At 48.8% G+C, this 19,762-nt stretch carries 9 protein-coding genes, 1 tRNA gene and 3 rRNA genes; 12 read left to right on the top strand and 1 reads right to left on the bottom strand.

The genetic code is table 11. The features are described 5' to 3' along the window. Positions 1-62: 62 nt before the first annotated feature. From pcrB to ligA, 3 genes are all read left to right on the top strand, one after another. The gene (gene pcrB, locus AC3RCI_RS26310; RefSeq protein WP_492526942.1) at positions 63-758 is read left to right on the top strand and encodes a heptaprenylglyceryl phosphate synthase; all 696 of its coding nucleotides are present in this window, start codon (positions 63-65) and stop codon (positions 756-758) included. A 298-nt stretch (positions 759-1,056) separates the two neighbouring features. Beyond that, on the top strand, positions 1,057-3,417 hold the full coding sequence (gene pcrA, locus AC3RCI_RS26305; protein ID WP_492526941.1) for a DNA helicase PcrA: 2,361 nt from the start codon (positions 1,057-1,059) through the stop codon (positions 3,415-3,417). A 260-nt stretch (positions 3,418-3,677) separates the two neighbouring features. Next, on the top strand, positions 3,678-5,690 hold the full coding sequence (gene ligA / locus AC3RCI_RS26300) for an NAD-dependent DNA ligase LigA (RefSeq protein ID WP_336782084.1): 2,013 nt from the start codon (positions 3,678-3,680) through the stop codon (positions 5,688-5,690). A gap of 127 nt (positions 5,691-5,817) precedes the next feature. Here ligA and AC3RCI_RS26295 read toward each other — a convergent pair whose 3' ends face one another. Next, on the bottom strand, positions 5,818-7,179 hold the full coding sequence (locus tag AC3RCI_RS26295) for a molybdopterin-dependent oxidoreductase (RefSeq protein WP_492526940.1): 1,362 nt from the start codon (positions 7,177-7,179) through the stop codon (positions 5,818-5,820). Between the two features lie 563 nt (positions 7,180-7,742). Between AC3RCI_RS26295 and AC3RCI_RS26290 the strand changes: the two genes are divergently transcribed. The 9 genes from AC3RCI_RS26290 to clpC all read left to right on the top strand — a co-directional run bounded on the left by AC3RCI_RS26290 (position 7,743) and on the right by clpC (position 19,555). Beyond that, positions 7,743-9,294 (top strand): 16S ribosomal RNA (locus tag AC3RCI_RS26290). Between the two features lie 108 nt (positions 9,295-9,402). After that, positions 9,403-9,478: transfer RNA gene (locus AC3RCI_RS26285), tRNA-Ala, on the top strand. A 200-nt stretch (positions 9,479-9,678) separates the two neighbouring features. Beyond that, positions 9,679-12,605 (top strand): 23S ribosomal RNA (locus AC3RCI_RS26280). Between the two features lie 184 nt (positions 12,606-12,789). After that, positions 12,790-12,906, top strand: a 5S ribosomal RNA gene (gene rrf / locus AC3RCI_RS26275). Together the 16S, 23S and 5S rRNA genes with 1 tRNA gene alongside form the textbook arrangement of a ribosomal RNA operon. A 226-nt stretch (positions 12,907-13,132) precedes the next feature. Continuing rightward, positions 13,133-14,308 carry a GNAT family N-acetyltransferase gene (locus tag AC3RCI_RS26270; RefSeq protein WP_492526939.1) on the top strand — a complete coding sequence of 392 codons (1,176 nt, stop codon included), beginning with the start codon at positions 13,133-13,135 and terminating at the stop codon, positions 14,306-14,308. A 483-nt stretch (positions 14,309-14,791) separates the two neighbouring features. Further along, positions 14,792-15,253, top strand: a complete 462-nt coding sequence (locus AC3RCI_RS26265; protein WP_095293442.1) for a CtsR family transcriptional regulator — start codon at positions 14,792-14,794, stop codon at positions 15,251-15,253. Between the two features lie 32 nt (positions 15,254-15,285). Then, complete coding sequence (gene mcsA / locus AC3RCI_RS26260) at positions 15,286-15,804, top strand: protein-arginine kinase activator protein McsA (protein WP_127540913.1); 519 nt, start codon at positions 15,286-15,288, stop codon at positions 15,802-15,804. A 28-nt stretch (positions 15,805-15,832) separates the two neighbouring features. Beyond that, positions 15,833-16,903 (top strand): protein-arginine kinase McsB, encoded by a 1,071-nt coding sequence (gene mcsB / locus AC3RCI_RS26255; RefSeq protein WP_336784379.1) that lies wholly within the window; start codon positions 15,833-15,835, stop codon positions 16,901-16,903. A 189-nt stretch (positions 16,904-17,092) separates the two neighbouring features. Continuing rightward, positions 17,093-19,555 carry an ATP-dependent protease ATP-binding subunit ClpC gene (clpC, locus tag AC3RCI_RS26250; RefSeq protein ID WP_127540917.1) on the top strand — a complete coding sequence of 821 codons (2,463 nt, stop codon included), beginning with the start codon at positions 17,093-17,095 and terminating at the stop codon, positions 19,553-19,555. Positions 19,556-19,762 lie beyond the last annotated feature (207 nt).

The following is a 19,762-nucleotide window of genomic DNA, read 5'->3' as shown; positions in this document are numbered from 1 at the left end:
ACTGACTTAGACTTAGTTTACAAGCTTTTTAGGATGCAGAAGAACCTCTGGAGGAATGTTCGTTGATAGACATGATTAAGCAGTGGAGACACGTATTTAAGCTCGACCCGGACCGGGAAATCACGGATGAAGCACTCGATCTGGTATGTATGTCGGGGACCGATGCGATTATCGTTGGAGGATCTTCGGGAATCACCTATGACAACACGGTAGACCTGATGTCCCGCGTGCGTCGCTACGAGCTGCCCTGTGTGCTGGAAGTATCCGATCTGGAGGCGGTTGTCCCTGGTTTTGACGGATATCTGATCCCGATGGTGCTGAATGCCACGGATAGCAAATGGATGATTGGGCACCACCAACAGGCCATCGAACGATTTGGTTACCTCATACCGTGGGATCTGCTAATTGCCGAGGGGTATATCGTGCTGAATGCTGACTCCACCGTAGCGCGTTTGACCGGAGCAGATACAGAGCTGACGACGGGTGCGGCGGTGGCGTATGCCCAAGCTGCAGAGCGGCTGCTCAATCTTCCTATTGTATATATGGAGTACAGCGGAGCGTTTGGAGATATGGAGCTGGTCGGCGAGACACATAGACAACTGGATCGCGCACATCTCATTTATGGAGGGGGAATCGACAATTCCGAGAAAGCAGCACAAGCCTCTGAAGTTGCAGACACCGTCGTCGTGGGTAACATTGTGTACAGCGATTTGAAGAAGGCACTTGAGACGGTACAAGCTGTAAAAGGAACCGTTTAATCGGTTTAGTTTACCATTCCCCCAATTTCCCCTTATGATCTGTTAAAATAGAACTTTGCCCTACTAATATAAATATAAAATTTATATTAAGCACAATTACGTTTACACAACAACGGAGAGGGCAGAACCAATCTGAAGAAACGAAGTGTTCGTGTTTATCACAGGATTTTCCCTTTGAAGAAGGGAATCAAAAAAATCCGGGGATAACAACGATCGGAAGATGGTACTGCCATCGGAGTGACAAGTGTAACCTTCTGATTTTGCTTAATCGATCAACCAACGAAAGGAGCATGCATGCATGCAACCTGTAAATATACATGATGCCGTGGCACGGCTTAACACCCCCCAGCGGCAAGCCGTCGAGGCAACCGATGGACCGTTACTGATTATGGCCGGAGCGGGCAGTGGTAAGACCCGGGTGCTGACACACCGGATTGCTTACCTTATCGCAACACGCAAGACACCTCCATGGGGCATTTTGGCGATTACGTTTACGAACAAAGCCGCTCGTGAGATGCAGGACCGGGTATCCCAGCTCGTTGGTGGCTCACAGGGCCGCGACATTTGGGTATCCACGTTCCACTCCATGTGTGTGCGCATCCTGCGACGTGACATTGAACGCATTGGTTTTACTTCGAACTTCAGTATCTTGGACTCATCCGATCAGTTATCCGTTATTCGCAGTTGTATGAAAGACCAGAATATCGACACCAAGAAATTCGAACCAAAAGCCGTTCAGGCCATGATGAGTACTGCGAAAAATGAATTGATCGGTCCTGACCAGTATGAGAAGCAGGCTGGAGACTATTTCGAAGGCATTGTGGCGAAGGTATATAAAATGTACCAGAAACGTCTGAGAGCCAACAATTCGCTCGACTTCGACGATCTCATTATGGCAACCATTCAACTGTTCAAAGAAGTGCCGGAAGTCCTCGACTTTTACCAAAAGAAATTCCAATACATCCACGTCGATGAGTATCAGGATACGAACCGTGCGCAGTATATGCTGTGCCGCATGCTGGCTGACAGTCATCACCGGATCTGCGTCGTAGGGGATAGTGACCAGTCGATCTATCGCTGGCGTGGAGCGGATATCAGCAACATCCTGAACTTTGAAAAAGACTATCCAGAGGCACAGACCATCTTGCTGGAACAGAATTACCGTTCGACGTCCAACATCCTGAATGCAGCGAATGAGGTCATTGGCCTCAACTCCGGACGTAAGCCGAAGAAGCTGTGGACGGATAAGGAAGGCGGTTCGAAGATCAAGGTATACCGTGCGGACTCCGAGCATGATGAGGGGTATTTTGTTACCTCCGAGATTAGTAAAAACGTGAAGAACGGCAAATCCTATCAAAACCATGCCATCTTGTACCGTACGAACGCCCAGTCGCGGGTTATAGAGGAAATTCTGATCAAGTCTGATATTCCGTATCAGATTGTCGGCGGCATCAAGTTCTATGATCGTAAAGAGATCAAGGACATTCTGGCGTATCTGCGCCTGCTGTCTAACCCTGACGACGATATTAGCCTCACCCGGATCATTAATGTGCCTAAGCGCAGCATCGGTGATACAACGGTGGCGAAGCTGGCAGCTGCAGCAGGAGAACGTGGAGTATCCATATTCCGTGTGCTTCAGGTTGTGGACGATCTCGGCTTTGCGGGCCGCACGCGGAACGCGCTGGTGGAGTTCTACGACATGATTGCTGCACTGCATCAGATGGTGGAGTATCTGTCTGTAACAGAGCTGACCGAGAAGATTCTGGAGATGAGTCAATATCGGCTTGAGATGCAGAACGAAAATACACTTGAATCCCGTGCACGTCTGGAAAACATTGAAGAGTTCCTTTCCGTGACCATGGAATTTGAGAAAAATAATGAAGACAAAACGCTCGTCTCGTTCCTCACCGATCTGGCACTCATTGCAGATATCGACAGCATGAACGATGATGAAGAGGATCAGAGCGACGCGGTTACCCTGATGACGATGCACAGTGCCAAAGGTCTGGAATTCCCTGTGGTGTTCATCGTGGGTATGGAGGAAGGCGTCTTCCCGCACAGCCGGGCCTTTATGGATAATGAAGAGCTGGAGGAAGAACGCAGACTTGCTTATGTAGGGATTACCCGTGCAGAAGAACAGCTCTTCCTGTCTTGTGCCCAGATGCGTACCTTGTTCGGACGCACAACGGCGAACCCACCTTCGCGCTTCCTGGATGAAATTCCGGATGAGCTAAAAGAAGATACATCCATTGCCCGTGACCGTTACCGTCGTGGTGCCAATGCAGGAGGTTCCTATGGAGGACGTGGACTTGGCTCCAGTGGAGGAAGTAACTTTGGTGGTGGAAGTGCGGCCAAGCTCTTTGAACAGCAGAGCAGAGGTGGCTCCTCGGCTACTTCGTCCACGCCAACTTCCCGTGTGACCACAAGTACCTCGCGTCCAACATATGCTACCCCATCATCTGCCTCCAAGCCCGCAGCTTCGAATAGTGAAGCAGGCTTCAAAGCAGGAGATAAAGTGCAGCATGGCAAATGGGGTACGGGTACCATTGTAGCGGTAAAAGGTTCCGGCAATGACACGGAACTGCAAATTGCCTTCCCGGCTCCGGTCGGTGTGAAACGCCTGCTTGCCGGCTTTGCCCCTATAACCAAAGTAGAATAGATTAAGAACGAAACTTCAATACTGCAAAATAACTAAGAGGGCAGAAATAACTTGAAGAAACGAAGTTAAAAGCTTTCCTAAGGAAAGCTGCTTCGAAAGCATACCGTTAGCCTTTCATCCTCGGATTTCCCCCTTTAAAAAGTAAGTAAATAAAGAAATCCGGGGATAACAGCGATCGGAAAGTTGTTCTGTCAGCTTAGTTCAATTGCGATTTGAGTGTTCGTTCTACATAGATTAAATTAACGGAGGGATGGCCCTGTATGGACCCGATGCACCGGATGGAGCAACTCGTTACCGAGCTGAACCAGCATAATTATCAGTACTACACGATGGATCAGCCGCAGATCAGTGACAAGGAATATGATCTCCTGTATGACGAACTGGTTACCCTGGAACAGGAGAGCGGGATGGTTTTGCCTGATTCTCCAACCCAGCGTGTCGGTGGCGAACTGCTGAAGGGGTTTACCCCGCATCGCCATCTGTCTCCATTGTGGAGCTTGGACAAAGCCCAAAACATCGAGCAGCTGCGGAGCTGGAATACTCGTGTACTGAAGCTCGTGAATGACTACAACAGTAAAAATCCAGGCAACCCTTTACCGGAACCTGGCTACGTTATTGAGTTGAAGTTTGATGGGCTCACCTTGAACCTGACATACACTAATGGTGAATTGGTACAGGCTTCTACTCGCGGGAACGGAACGGTTGGCGAAGGGATTTTGGCTCAGGTTAGAACGATCAAATCCGTACCGCTCCGAATTCCGTATACCGACGGTACGATTGAAGTACAAGGCGAAGGTATCATGAATCTGTCCGTTCTGAACCGGTACAATGAAACAGCAGCAGAGCCACTCAAAAATGCCCGTAACGCAGCTGCCGGAGCACTGCGCAACCTGAATCCGAAAACGACGGCAGAGCGCAGGCTCAATGCCTATTTTTACAATGTAGGGTACTCGGACGACATTCAGTTCGCCAATCATCAAGAGATGATGGATTTTCTGCGTGAGAACCGTTTCAAAGTGAACCCGTCGATTACGTACTTCCATGAATTTGATGATGTGATGGAACAGCTTGCCGCCATTCAGGAGAATCGGGGACAGCTGGACTACCTGATTGATGGGGCCGTTATCAAAATCACCGACATGCGCACACGTGAAGTGCTGGGTTATACGGACAAGTTCCCACGCTGGGCTGTAGCCTATAAGTTCGAAGCAGAAGAGACCACAACTGTGCTCAAATCCGTTGATTGGAATGTGGGCCGTACCGGCAAAGTAACTCCGCTGGCACGTGTAGAACCGGTTGAACTGGCGGGAGTAACGGTTTCGAACTGTACATTGAACAATGTGGGCGATATTGAGCGTAAAAATCTGAAGTTTGCCTTGGGCACACGTGTCTTTATCCGCCGTTCCAATGACGTCATCCCTGAAATCCTGGGTAAAGTGACGGAAGAGAGCGATGGCGAGGAGATCATATATCCAGAGCAGTGTCCGGCTTGCGGATTCCCACTGGAGCAGCGGGGAGCGCATCTGTTCTGTAATAACAAATTGGCTTGTAAACCGCAGACTGTGGCCCGAATCTCCCATTTTGCTTCCCGTGATGCCATGGATATTGAGACGTTCAGTGAGAAGACAGCGATTCAGCTGTATGATGAGCTCAGTGTGCGTGAGCCTGCTGATCTGTATACATTGCAATTTGATGATCTGGTGAAGCTGGAACGGTTTGGTGAAAAGAAAGCTAACAACCTTCTCGCTGCGCTGGAGCATAGTAAGGATCGTGACCTTGCATCGTTCCTGTACGCGCTGGGCATCCCGAATACAGGTAAATCAACGACACGTATGCTCGCCGACCATTATCGTGATCTGCATGCCATCATGAATGCAACCGTAGAGGAACTTGTTGAACTTCCTGACGTTGGCGGCATTGTGGCCGAGAGTATTGTAACATTCTTCGCAGATCCGTTTACCCAGGCTGCGATCGAAAAAATGCTGGACTTGGGCGTGAAAGCACAGGCACCTGAGGCACCAGCAGTGGTAGTCGAAGATTCCTTCTTTAGTGGTAAAACGGTCGTGCTGACAGGAACATTGCATCAACTGACGCGTGACGAGGCTACGCAAAGACTGGAAGCACTTGGAGCAAAAGTCACAGGCAGTGTCTCGAAAAAGACCGACCTTGTCATTGCCGGAGAGAAGGCAGGCAGCAAGCTGGCCAAAGCGCATGATCTGGGCATCCCAACCATTGAGGATGAGGATGAACTCGTTCGTCTTTTGAATCAGTAGGGCTGACCTATAAGCTAGGAAATGAAGAAACCCCCGATTAGCCACATTAGGTGGATCGGGGGTTTTTGCTATGCATCTGTAGGATGTTTTTCAATTCATATTCTCCACATGGGTTGGAGGTGAAACGTTAGGAACTGATATTGGGAATACGCTGAGCTGCGCCTGTAAGCCATGCATCCTTGTCATATCCTCTTTCCTCCCAGTAACCGATATGTTCGCTGTCGATGAGTTCAATGCGATTCAACCATTTAACTGACTTATAGGCATACATCTGGGGGATGACAAGTCGTACGGGACCACCGAGATCTGCTGGGATGGGTTTGCCATCATGCATGACAGCGACAATAATATCATCCATCTGTGCTTGATCCATCGTAATGGCATCCGTATATACCCCGTCTCCAGAGTAAAATTTGACACTGTGTGCACCAGGCTTAACTCCGGCTTGGGTCAGCAGCTGTTTAAGGGGAATACCTTCCCAGGTGTTTTTGTATACGGACCAGCCAGTTACACAATGGAAATCACTAACCTGTACAGTACGCGCGAGCTTAACGAACTGTTCCCAATTCCAGACCTGTGCGCGTTCGACAAGCCCATCAATCCGGAATGACCAATTCTCATTCGAAAAGGAAGGGATGGGCGTAACCGTGTATACTCGGAAATGACCTTCAGCTCCTCCTCCAATGGGAGGGGAAGAGGCAGCCGCAGGTTGCGGCAACGGACTCATCCGATTGGGGTCGTTCTCCAGCATACTGTCGATGCTGTTATCGATCCTGAGATTACGTCCAACCCAGGAGACAAAGGTAGGGCCGAGTGTAACGGCTAACCCCACACCTACAGCAGACCGAATAAACGCACGCCGTGTATACACGGGTTCGGGTTTCTGGGGTTGGTCAGGTAATTTTGTCGCAGCAGCACGATCCGATCTAGGAGTTGCAATTGCAGCAGCAGTATTTTCTCCAGATGTACCCAATGAATCGGCTGTGCCGCTGGAGTCTTTCGTCGATGTGGCAGCACTCACCGTGCGGCGTGTCGAATCTTTCAACCATTTGGTACGGGTAATGGAGTGGTAGATAATATAAGGCAGACCCACCCAGGTCAACAAATCATGAGTCAAAAGTGCAGCATTTGACCATCTCGGTCCTGCTAGTTTAAATTGCCACAATACAATGCCAGAGATTAACCAGCCAACCAGCAGAACAAGCACGATGATTGTATTCACTTTTTGCCAAGGTCTGTTCCGGAGCTGTTTCCAGTGTTTACTCGCTAGTATCAAGTAATAAACAACAGGTGCTAGCATAGCCAACCCGACAATAATATGCAGCCATTTTAGCCATACCCGCCCAATACCGAGTAGTTCACGCCAGAATCCACCGACTAGCATTAGTCCCGTTACAGCGAGGATCACCACGATCCAGGCATTCCAGAAGTGGAGAGACACGAGTTTCTTGCCGTACCCTTTACGAAGTTTTTTTAGCCACTGTTCCAAGAGTGATCACCTCAAATAAAGTTATAAGCAGTAAATCTTCCTTATGTAGTAAGCGGTGAAAATAAAGAACGTATTAAATGATGCTATGTCATTGCTTTCTCTTTATTGTATATACCTCATTATAGAATCTTTGGATCACTCACATCAAACAGCTCCATTAGAGTACGTTATAAAGGTAATGCCCATCCAATTAAAAATGAGAAGAAAGGTTTATGGCTGCTTATATATATTAAATGCTCTTTGAAAAAAAGATTAAAAAATGCTTGCTATCTAAATTCAGACATGGTATATTATTTCTTGTCGCTTAAAACGAGTGATTGTCGAAAGAGTTTGAATGATGACGAAAAAAGAGTGTTGACAGTTAGTTGGTTAACATGATAAGATAAATATCCTGTCCGGTTGACATCGATCAACAAAAACGGACAACAAGTTCCTTGAAAACTGAACAAATGGAAAGTAACTTATGATTTACAATGAATCGTCAGATTCAAAATGAGCTAATCGCTCTTTTCAATACCTCAGTTGATTTTCATAGTGTCTAATCGCGCTGCTGAAATTCATCTTTATTGGAGAGTTTGATCCTGGCTCAGGACGAACGCTGGCGGCATGCCTAATACATGCAAGTCGAGCGGACTTGAAGAGAAGCTTGCTTCTCTGATGGTTAGCGGCGGACGGGTGAGTAACACGTAGGCAACCTGCCCTCAAGCTTGGGACAACTACCGGAAACGGTAGCTAATACTGAATACGTGCTTTCTTCGCCTGAAGGAAGCTGGAAAGACGGAGCAATCTGTCACTTGAGGATGGGCCTGCGGCGCATTAGCTAGTTGGTGAGGTAACGGCTCACCAAGGCGACGATGCGTAGCCGACCTGAGAGGGTGATCGGCCACACTGGGACTGAGACACGGCCCAGACTCCTACGGGAGGCAGCAGTAGGGAATCTTCCGCAATGGGCGAAAGCCTGACGGAGCAATGCCGCGTGAGTGATGAAGGTTTTCGGATCGTAAAGCTCTGTTGCCAGGGAAGAACGTCCTTGAGAGTAACTGCTCAAGGAGTGACGGTACCTGAGAAGAAAGCCCCGGCTAACTACGTGCCAGCAGCCGCGGTAATACGTAGGGGGCAAGCGTTGTCCGGAATTATTGGGCGTAAAGCGCGCGCAGGCGGTCATTTAAGTCTGGTGTTTAATCCCGGGGCTCAACCCCGGATCGCACTGGAAACTGGGTGACTTGAGTGCAGAAGAGGAGAGTGGAATTCCACGTGTAGCGGTGAAATGCGTAGAGATGTGGAGGAACACCAGTGGCGAAGGCGACTCTCTGGGCTGTAACTGACGCTGAGGCGCGAAAGCGTGGGGAGCAAACAGGATTAGATACCCTGGTAGTCCACGCCGTAAACGATGAATGCTAGGTGTTAGGGGTTTCGATACCCTTGGTGCCGAAGTTAACACATTAAGCATTCCGCCTGGGGAGTACGGTCGCAAGACTGAAACTCAAAGGAATTGACGGGGACCCGCACAAGCAGTGGAGTATGTGGTTTAATTCGAAGCAACGCGAAGAACCTTACCAGGTCTTGACATCCCTCTGACCGTCCTAGAGATAGGGCTTTCCTTCGGGACAGAGGAGACAGGTGGTGCATGGTTGTCGTCAGCTCGTGTCGTGAGATGTTGGGTTAAGTCCCGCAACGAGCGCAACCCTTGATCTTAGTTGCCAGCATTTCGGATGGGCACTCTAAGGTGACTGCCGGTGACAAACCGGAGGAAGGTGGGGATGACGTCAAATCATCATGCCCCTTATGACCTGGGCTACACACGTACTACAATGGCCGGTACAACGGGCAGTGAAGCCGCGAGGTGGAACGAATCCTAAAAAGCCGGTCTCAGTTCGGATTGCAGGCTGCAACTCGCCTGCATGAAGTCGGAATTGCTAGTAATCGCGGATCAGCATGCCGCGGTGAATACGTTCCCGGGTCTTGTACACACCGCCCGTCACACCACGAGAGTTTATAACACCCGAAGTCGGTGGGGTAACCGCAAGGAGCCAGCCGCCGAAGGTGGGATAGATGATTGGGGTGAAGTCGTAACAAGGTAGCCGTATCGGAAGGTGCGGCTGGATCACCTCCTTTCTATGGAGAATCGTCTTCTGTAACGAAGACATTCAAATACGCAGGTTCATTGAACCTGCGACAGCAGCATCGTTACTTATCCATTTGTTCAGTTTTGATGGAATTTGAGGGGCCATAGCTCAGCTGGGAGAGCGCCTGCCTTGCAAGCAGGAGGTCAGCGGTTCGATCCCGCTTGGCTCCACCAAAGATTTCGTCTATTTAGCTTGTTCTTTGAAAACTAGATATCGAAACGAAAATTGCGAATTAGAACATTCCTTTTAGCTGAACTTGTGTTAAACAAGTTTCAAATATTAGTGATACTGTATGAGCGAGTGATCGAATGGAACGACTTTTGGATTTGCGCCAGCAAACCAAGGGAAGAGACAGCTCGAACACGAGCGAATTGGTTAAGCTACTAAGAGCACACGGAGGATGCCTAGGCGCTAGGAGCCGATGAAGGACGTGGCGAACAACGATACTGCCTCGGGGAGCTGTAAGCAAGCTTTGATCCGGGGATGTCCGAATGGGGAAACCCAGCTGGGGTAATATCCAGTTACTCACAACTGAATACATAGGTTGTGTAGAGGCATACCAGGGGAACTGAAACATCTAAGTACCTTGAGGAAGAGAAAACAATAGTGATTCCGTCAGTAGCGGCGAGCGAACGCGGAACAGCCCAAACCAGAGAGCTTGCTCTCTGGGGTTGTGGGACGTCTCACATGGAGTTACAAAGGAACCGGTTAAACGAAGAGGTCTGGAAAGGCCCGCCAAAGAAGGTAAAAGCCCTGTAATTGAAAGTCTGTTCCCTCCGAGACGGATCCCGAGTAGTGCGGGGCACGTGAAACCCCGTATGAATCCGGCAGGACCATCTGCCAAGGCTAAATACTTCCTAGCGACCGATAGTGAAGCAGTACCGTGAGGGAAAGGTGAAAAGCACCCCGGAAGGGGAGTGAAATAGAACCTGAAACCGTGTGCTTACAAGAAGTCAGAGCCCATTTTAGGGGTGATGGCGTGCCTTTTGTAGAATGAACCGGCGAGTTACGTTCCCGTGCAAGGTTAAGGTGAAGAGCCGGAGCCGCAGCGAAAGCGAGTCTGAATAGGGCGACATAGTACGTGGACGTAGACCCGAAACCGGGTGATCTACCCCTGTCCAGGGTGAAGGTGCGGTAACACGCACTGGAGGCCCGAACCCACGCACGTTGAAAAGTGCGGGGATGAGGTGGGGGTAGCGGAGAAATTCCAATCGAACTCGGAGATAGCTGGTTCTCCCCGAAATAGCTTTAGGGCTAGCCTCGGAAAACAGAGTCGTGGAGGTAGAGCACTGATTGGGTGCGGGGCCCGCAAGGGTTACCAAGCTCAGTCAAACTCCGAATGCCATAGACTTACTTCCGGGAGTCAGACAGTGAGTGCTAAGATCCATTGTCAAAAGGGAAACAGCCCAGACCATCAGCTAAGGTCCCCAAGTGTGTGTTAAGTGGGAAAGGATGTGGAGTTGCACAGACAACCAGGATGTTGGCTTAGAAGCAGCCACCATTGAAAGAGTGCGTAATAGCTCACTGGTCGAGTGACTCTGCGCCGAAAATGTAACGGGGCTAAACACACCACCGAAGCTATGGCTTGATGCTTGCATCAGGGGTAGGGGAGCGTTGTATAAGGGTTGAAGGTGTACCGTAAGGAGCGCTGGACATTATACAAGTGAGAATGCCGGTATGAGTAACGAAAAGATCAGTGAGAATCTGATCCGCCGAAAGCCTAAGGGTTCCTGAGGAAGGCTCGTCCGCTCAGGGTAAGTCGGGACCTAAGGCGAGGCCGAAAGGCGTAGTCGAAGGACAACAGGTCGAAATTCCTGTACCACCGTAAATCGTTACGAGCGATGGGGGGACGCAGTAGGGTAGTGACGCAGGCTGATGGATGCCTGTCCAAGCAGTAAGGCTGATGTGTAGGCAAATCCGCACATCGTAAGGCTGAGCTGTGATGGGGAGTGAAAATTACAGTAGCGAAGGTCATGATCTCACACTGCCAAGAAAAGCCTCTAGCCAGATGAAGGTGCCCGTACCGCAAACCGACACAGGTAGGCGAGAAGAGAATTCTAAGGCGCGCGGAAGAACTCTCGTTAAGGAACTCGGCAAAATGACCCCGTAACTTCGGGAGAAGGGGTGCCCCGGTAGTGTGAATAGCACGAGGGGGCCGCAGTGAAAAGGCCCAAGCGACTGTTTAGCAAAAACACAGGTCTGTGCGAAGCCGTAAGGCGAAGTATACGGGCTGACGCCTGCCCGGTGCTGGAAGGTTAAGGGGAGCGGTTAGGGAGTAATCCCGAAGCTGTGAACCGAAGCCCCAGTAAACGGCGGCCGTAACTATAACGGTCCTAAGGTAGCGAAATTCCTTGTCAGGTAAATTCTGACCCGCACGAATGGCGTAACGACTTGGGCGCTGTCTCAACGAGAGATCCGGTGAAATTTTAATACCTGTGAAGATGCAGGTTACCCGCGACAAGACGGAAAGACCCCATGGAGCTTTACTGCAGCTTGATATTGAATTTGGGTACGATCTGTACAGGATAGGTGGGAGCCTTTGAAGCATGAGCGCCAGCTTGTGTGGAGGCACCGTTGGGATACCACCCTGATCGTATCTAGGTTCTAACCTGGTGCCCTTAGCGGGTACGGGGACAGTGTCAGGTGGGCAGTTTGACTGGGGCGGTCGCCTCCTAAAGAGTAACGGAGGCGCCCAAAGGTTCCCTCAGAATGGTTGGAAATCATTCGAAGAGTGCAAAGGCATAAGGGAGCTTGACTGCGAGACCTACAAGTCGAGCAGGGACGAAAGTCGGGCTTAGTGATCCGGTGGTACCGCATGGAAGGGCCATCGCTCAACGGATAAAAGCTACCCTGGGGATAACAGGCTTATCTCCCCCAAGAGTCCACATCGACGGGGAGGTTTGGCACCTCGATGTCGGCTCATCGCATCCTGGGGCTGAAGTAGGTCCCAAGGGTTGGGCTGTTCGCCCATTAAAGCGGTACGCGAGCTGGGTTCAGAACGTCGTGAGACAGTTCGGTCCCTATCTGTCGTGGGCGTAGGAAATTTGAGAGGAGCTGTCCTTAGTACGAGAGGACCGGGATGGACGTACCGCTGGTGTACCAGTTGTTCCGCCAGGAGCACCGCTGGGTAGCTATGTACGGACGGGATAAGCGCTGAAAGCATCTAAGCGTGAAGCCCCCCTCAAGATGAGATTTCCCAGTATGTAAGACCCCTTGAAGACGACGAGGTAGATAGGCTGGGGGTGGAAGTGCAGTAATGCATGGAGCTGACCAGTACTAATCGGTCGAGGGCTTATCCAAATATGCAGGTTTTGATCGCAAGTTTTGTTTCGGATCTAGTTTTCAGAGAATAATCTCTGAAATGAAAATCGGTACAACACTCCAATGTGTGTATGATTTTCAGTTCCACAGACGCTGAACCATTCATCCACACCGATGTGTAGGACCGAATGGAACGCGAACGCATTTGGTAGACAAATGCTCGTTTGGTGGCGATGGCGGAGGGGTTCCACACGTACCCATCCCGAACACGACCGTTAAGCCCTCTAGCGCCGATGGTACTTGGACCGAAGGGTCCTGGGAGAGTAGGACGCTGCCAAGCAAAGAACCACTGCCGATGAAATTCGGTGGTGGTTTTTATTTTTGTTTTTCTTTGGTGCTTTTACTTTAATAGATTTAATTACATAGTTTCTTTCCGGGAGATGCATGCGCATCTCTTATTTGACTTTGTATCATACCTCTGACACACTCATAGAAGATACATACATCACACTTCAGGATACGATTGGAGCCACTTACTATTCTAGAGAACGGGGTGCAGAATTAACATGGACATTCGCAAGTTGACCGCAGAGGATTTTGAATCCAGTATTGCCCTCTCCCAGTATGCTTTTCAGTATGTATTAAGTGAGGAACGCAAAGAAAGACAGCGGCATCGATTCGCTTCACAGGATATCTGGGGCGTATATGAGGAAGCCGAGCTTGGTGCCAAGCTGCATATCATCCCTTTTCAAACCTACATTCATGGCAGAGCCTTTGAGATGGGTGGGATTGCTGGGGTGGCGACTTGGCCAGAGTATCGACGCAAGGGTTGGGTTGCTGGGCTTTTAAATCATGCGCTGGAAGAGATGAACCGGAATAAACAAAGCATTTCGTTTTTGCATCCATTCTCATTTGCCTTTTACCGGAAGTATGGATGGGAAACGTACATTGAATTTAAAAAATATAAAGTTCCTACCGCTCACTTGCCTGCGAAAAAAACTACACCAGGTACCATCCGGCGTGGTAATCCTGGTCTTGCAATATTGAAAGAAGTATACAGCGCCTATGCGGAACGTTATAACGGAACCCTCGTCCGTGATGATTCTTGGTGGGAGAACTCGGTGCTCACGGATGGAACCAGCCAGAAGGCTGTATATCTTGATGGGTCGGGACAAGCTCAGGGGTATCTTCTGTATGAGGTTAAGGAACGCAAGTTTGCCATAGATGAGATCGTATATCTCAATGAAGAAGCCAGACAAGCACTTTGGACCTTTATTGCAAATCATGATTCAATGATTGAAGAGGTGACGCTGCAGGCACCAGCGAGTGATACACTTGCCTTTCAACTGGATAATCCACGAATACAGCAGGAGATCGTACCGTATTTTATGGCGCGGATTGTAAGTGTGGAGCAATTTATTTCGCAATATCCTTTTGCAAGCCAGGATTCACCGGTACAGATTAATCTTCAGGTGGAAGATGCCCATGCTCCTTGGAATGAAGGCGTTTGGCAGCTGAATGTTGCGATGAATGGGACAGCCTCCATTTGGAAAACATCCGAAGCCGTCTTGGAAGATCAGACACTTAAGGTCAGCATTCAAGCACTTACAGCAATGCTTATGGGATATCGCCGACCATCGGAGATGGCCCAGATAGGTCGAATCCATGGCCCGGCAGAAGTAATTCATGCATTGGAGAAGGCAATCCCTGAACGGGAAACTTATCTGCTTGATTTTTTCTGAGTTGCTTGAATTGCTTATATCTAACGTCAATTTTAATTAGCTTGTTGTTTCTTTCAATATTTTCAGAAAAACAGTGCTACAGTGAGACAAACGAACTTCTCCGGCTTTTTTGGAGAGGTTTTTTTGTGTCCGGGGAATATTTCGTGTAAAATCGTAAAAAATGAATAGTGCCCCCACTTGGCAAAACCACAAAATATGCTATAATGTATATAAAGTCAAAGAAAGTCAAAGTCAACTGAAGGTTAAATACTTACGTAGCTTTCTTTCTACATTCCGGTGATGAGACACATTTCATGAACGATGCATATCATCGGAAAGAGGCAGTACCAAGAGGACCTTCGTGCGTCCTTGCTCTCCCGAATAAGCCAGTGGAAATCAAGATTCGTCGTTTCCCTGTTTGGTTAAATGGGTTGAGAAGGTGTACTCTGTGGGGGCGTGTGGGTCCTTATTGACTTAACGTTTCAGACAGTGGAGGATGAGTGGATGCGTAATATCTCTGATATTATCGAACAATATCTGAAGAGTATTTTGCATGAAAGTCCCGAAGGAATGGTTGAAATTCAGCGCAATGATCTTGCAGATCAATTCTCATGCGTACCATCCCAGATCAACTATGTAATAAGCACACGCTTTACTCTTGAAAAAGGATATTTGGTCGAGAGTAAACGTGGTGGCGGCGGTTATGTTCGTATACAGCGGATCGAATTGCCGGCCCACTCTGCTCTGCATAATCATCTGCACCATAGCATCGGGGATGAGATTGGACAGACAGCTGCCGAAGGCTTGATATATCAACTGGAAGAAGCACGTTTCCTGAGTAAAAGGGAAGCCGGGTTGATGCGTGCAGCTGTATCAAGAGAAATTTTATTGGTCAAACTTCCTTACCGGGATCAAATTCGTGCCAGAATGTTAAAGGCGATGTTAATATCTTTGCTCGGTAAATGAAAACCTATCGGGATCAAGGAGGTACATCCTAAATGCTGTGCCAAGAATGCGACAAACGTCCGGCAACTCTTCATTTCACCAAAATCGTGAATGGAGAAAAGACGGAATTCCATATTTGTGAGACATGTGCCCGTGAAAAGGGAGAAATGATTCCGGGAACATCGAATGGATTTTCCATTCACAATCTGTTGTCCGGGTTGCTTGATTTCGAACCTAAGAATGGAAATGCCGGGGCTCCCCCTGCTCAGACTCTTCGCTGTGAAGAGTGCGGCATGACTTACTCACAGTTTAGCAAAATCGGCCGATTCGGCTGCAGTTCTTGTTATAAATATTTTGACAGTCGTCTGGATCCGTTATTCAAACGGGTTCATGGCAGCACAACCCATGTGGGCAAAGTGCCTGCACGAGCTGGTGGTCGCATTAAAGTGAAGCGGCAGATTGCCGACCTGAAGCGCGATCTTCAGGAGAGTATCGCCCAGGAAGAATTTGAAGAGGCAGCTCAGATCCGTGACCAGATCAGGGAACTTGAAAAAGAAATAGCTCAGGAGTAGAGTTTGTCATGAGTAGGAGGGACGCGTAATGCCTAATCTGCGCTTTACAGAGAAGGCGCTCAGCGACTGGATGCGCAGTGAAGCGGCTGATTCCGAAATCGTCATTAGCAGCCGTGTCCGGATCGCACGTAATCTTCAGCATTACCCATTTCCAATGCTTGCTTCCAATGAGCAATCGGAAGAAGTGCTGAATAAGCTGAGCGAAGTACTTCAATATGATGACGTTCATGCCTTTGGAGATTTCCACACCTTGGACCTGATGGATATTGATGATCTCGATAAGCGGGTGTTGGTGGAGAAACATCTGATTAGCCCCAGTCTTGCGAACGAATCAAAAAATGGTGCGGTTATTCTTAGTGAGGATGAATCCGTCAGTATTATGATTAACGAAGAAGACCATCTTCGTATCCAATGCCTCTATCCGGGGTTTCAGGTAAAAGAAGCCTGGGAGAAAGCTTCCGCCATAGACGATGCTTTTGAAGCGCATGTGGATTATGCTTTTGATGATCGCAGAGGTTACCTGACCAGCTGTCCTACCAATGTAGGTACAGGGGTAAGAGCATCTGTAATGATGCATCTGCCTGCTCTCGTGATGACACAGCAGATTGGACGCATTTTGACAGCTGTTTCTCAAGTGGGGTTAACCGTGCGTGGGATATATGGCGAAGGCAGCGAAGCGATGGGCAACCTTTTCCAAATCTCCAATCAGATTACGCTTGGACAGACGGAACAAGAGGTTATCGATAATCTGCATAGCGTAGTGCTTCAGATGATTGGGCATGAACGTAATGCCAGAGAGCGGTTGATTTCCGACTCCAGACTACGGATTACCGATAGAGTGATGCGTTCATATGGGATTTTGTCCCACGCCGCCATTATGGATTCCAAGGAAGCTGCGCAGCGTCTCTCGGATGTTCGCTTAGGTGTAGATCTGGGGCTGTTGAATGGATTGTCCATTACGGTAATGAACGAGTTAAACGTGATGACACAACCAGGCTTTTTGCAGAAAACATTCGGAGAAGATATGCGCACAGATGAGCGTGACATCTACCGGGCTCAGTTGATTCGTGATACGATCAATGCAGCCAATCAATCCTAGTAATTGTTTTCTTCAGATTTAATATTAAAGGTTTCATGCCGCATCTGCGGCTTTATATAAAACGGGCATTGGACTAAATGCCAAATGACTTTATTCGCAGCATGGCTGCAAACAAGAATGATATGAATTATACGGCGGGATCTTGATCAAGGCCCACGTTTTATCCAAAACCATGGAGGTGCAGGAGATATGATGTTTGGAAGATTTACGGAACGGGCCCAAAAGGTGCTCGCACTCGCGCAGGAAGAAGCTGTCCGTCTCGGTCATAATAACATCGGTACAGAGCACATTTTGCTCGGCCTCATTCGTGAAGGCGAAGGCATCGCAGCCAAAGCGCTGATCGGCCTGGGACTCGGATTGGAAAAAATTCAAGATGAAGTAGAAACGCTGATTGGCCGCGGCCAAGAGCAACCTACGAACATTGCATATACGCCACGTGCGAAAAAAGTAATTGAACTGTCCATGGATGAGGCTCGCAAATTAGGCCACACCTATGTAGGAACAGAGCATATCCTGCTCGGATTGATTCGAGAAGGCGAGGGCGTTGCAGCACGCGTGCTGAACAACCTTGGTATTAGTTTGAACAAAGCACGTCAACAAGTGCTGCAATTGCTTGGCAGCAGTGAGGCTGTATCCAGTCATAATGGAACGCCTGCTAATGTAAGCACACCAACACTGGACAGTCTGGCACGTGATCTTACCGCATATGCGAAGGAGAACAACCTGGATCCGGTTATCGGCCGCAGTAAAGAAATTGAGCGTGTCATTCAAGTATTGAGCCGTCGTACCAAGAACAACCCGGTATTGATCGGTGAACCTGGTGTAGGTAAAACAGCGATTGCTGAAGGTCTTGCACAGAAAATCATCGCCAACGAAATTCCGGAGACATTGCGCGACAAACGTGTCATGACCCTGGATATGGGCTCTGTTGTTGCCGGAACGAAGTACCGTGGTGAGTTTGAGGATCGCTTGAAAAAAATCATGGATGAGATTCGTCAGGCAGGTAACATTGTCCTGTTCATCGACGAATTGCACACCCTGATCGGTGCAGGCGGAGCTGAGGGCGCCATTGATGCTTCAAACATTTTGAAACCGGCTCTGGCTCGTGGAGAATTGCAATGCATCGGTGCAACTACCTTGGATGAATACCGCAAATATATCGAGAAGGATGCAGCGCTTGAGCGTCGTTTCCAACCGATTACCGTAGATCAGCCTTCTCCGGAAGAAGCCATTCAAATTTTGCACGGATTGCGTGATCGTTATGAAGCTCACCACCGTGTGAAAATTACGGATGAAGCGATTGTACAGGCGGTTAAATTGTCTGACCGTTACATCACAGATCGTTTCCTGCCAGACAAAGCGATTGACCTGATTGATGAAGCGGGTTCCAAAGTAAGATTGAACTCATACACCATTCCGCCGAACCTTAAACAACTGGAAAGCCGTCTCGAAGATATCCGTAAGGAAAAAGACGCAGCGGTCCAAAGCCAGGAGTTCGAAAAAGCAGCAGCTCTGCGTGATACGGAACAAAAAATCCGTGAAGAGCTGGATGTAACGAAGAACCAATGGAAAGAAAAACAAGGTCGTACCGATTCCGAAGTAACGCCTGAGGATATCGCACAAGTGGTAGCCAACTGGACAGGAATTCCGGTAAACAAGCTGAAAGAAGAAGAGACTCAACGCCTGATGAATCTGGAATCTATCCTGCATGAACGTGTCATCGGTCAGGATGAAGCCGTGAAATCAGTCAGCCGTGCGGTTCGCCGTGCTCGTGCTGGATTGAAAGATCCAAAACGTCCAATGGGATCCTTCATCTTCCTCGGTCCTACAGGGGTAGGTAAAACGGAGCTGGCTCGTGCGCTTGCCGAAGCGATGTTCGGCGATGAAAATGCAGTGATCCGGATCGACATGTCCGAGTATGGTGAGAAGCACTCGACTTCAAGACTCGTTGGAGCGCCTCCAGGATATGTTGGTTACGAAGAAGGCGGTCAGTTGACAGAGAAAGTTCGTCGCAAACCGTATTCCGTAGTCCTGCTCGACGAGATCGAGAAAGCACATCCGGAAGTATTCAACATCTTGCTGCAAGTGCTTGAGGATGGTCGTCTGACAGACTCCAAAGGTCGTGTCGTGGACTTCCGCAACACATTGATCATTCTGACATCCAACGTGGGTGCCGAAGCGATTAAACGTAACTCTACACTCGGCTTCACAGCAGTTGTAGATGCAGGTGCGGATTACGATAACATGAAGGGTAAAGTCATGGATGAGCTGAAGAAAAGCTTCCGTCCAGAGTTCCTTAACCGGATTGATGAGATCATCGTATTCCACTCTCTTGAAGAGAAACACATTGCTGAGATTGTCTCCCTCATGAGCGAGGAGCTCCGGAAACGTCTGCGTGAATACGAAGTCGACTTCGAGCTTACAGACAACGCCAAGGCCTTCCTGGCCAAAGCTGGCTTCGATCCAGCTTACGGTGCTCGTCCGCTTCGCCGGGCAATCCAGAAGCATATCGAAGACAAATTGTCTGAAGAATTGCTTACAGGTACGGTAACCAAAGGCGATTCGTTGTTGATCGACGAAGAGAATGGTGCACTGTCTGTAACCAAAAAGGAAGCTGTTGTTCCTTCCAATGAGGAAATCGAAACCAAATAAGCAAATTTCAAACCTGAGAAATGGTTTATGATCCTTTCCGGCTTCGGCCGGAGAGGATTTTTTATTTTATTGTTGTTCAAGGAACATCTGTAAAGTTTACGATAATCCTTTACGAAAAATCTCAAACAATGGTAAACTTTTATTAACCCTGCACGTCAGAAATTCAGGGCAAAATTCGTCGAAAAATGCAAAATGCTGTTATAAAAT

It is taken from the genome of Paenibacillus sp. MT124 (assembly GCF_058792755.1).
This window is presented reverse-complemented; position numbering and strand designations above follow the sequence as displayed.

Bases quoted from the DNA above. Each gene is read 5' to 3' on its own strand.
- pcrA (WP_492526941.1), top strand. From the start codon at position 1,057: ATGCAACCTGTAAATATACATGATGCCGTGGCACGGCTTAACACCCCC.
- ligA (WP_336782084.1), top strand. From the start codon at position 3,678: ATGGACCCGATGCACCGGATGGAGCAACTCGTTACCGAGCTGAACCAG.
- AC3RCI_RS26270 (WP_492526939.1), top strand. From the start codon at position 13,133: ATGGACATTCGCAAGTTGACCGCAGAGGATTTTGAATCCAGTATTGCC.
- AC3RCI_RS26265 (WP_095293442.1), top strand. From the start codon at position 14,792: ATGCGTAATATCTCTGATATTATCGAACAATATCTGAAGAGTATTTTG.
- mcsA (WP_127540913.1), top strand. From the start codon at position 15,286: ATGCTGTGCCAAGAATGCGACAAACGTCCGGCAACTCTTCATTTCACC.
- mcsB (WP_336784379.1), top strand. From the start codon at position 15,833: ATGCCTAATCTGCGCTTTACAGAGAAGGCGCTCAGCGACTGGATGCGC.
- clpC (WP_127540917.1), top strand. From the start codon at position 17,093: ATGATGTTTGGAAGATTTACGGAACGGGCCCAAAAGGTGCTCGCACTC.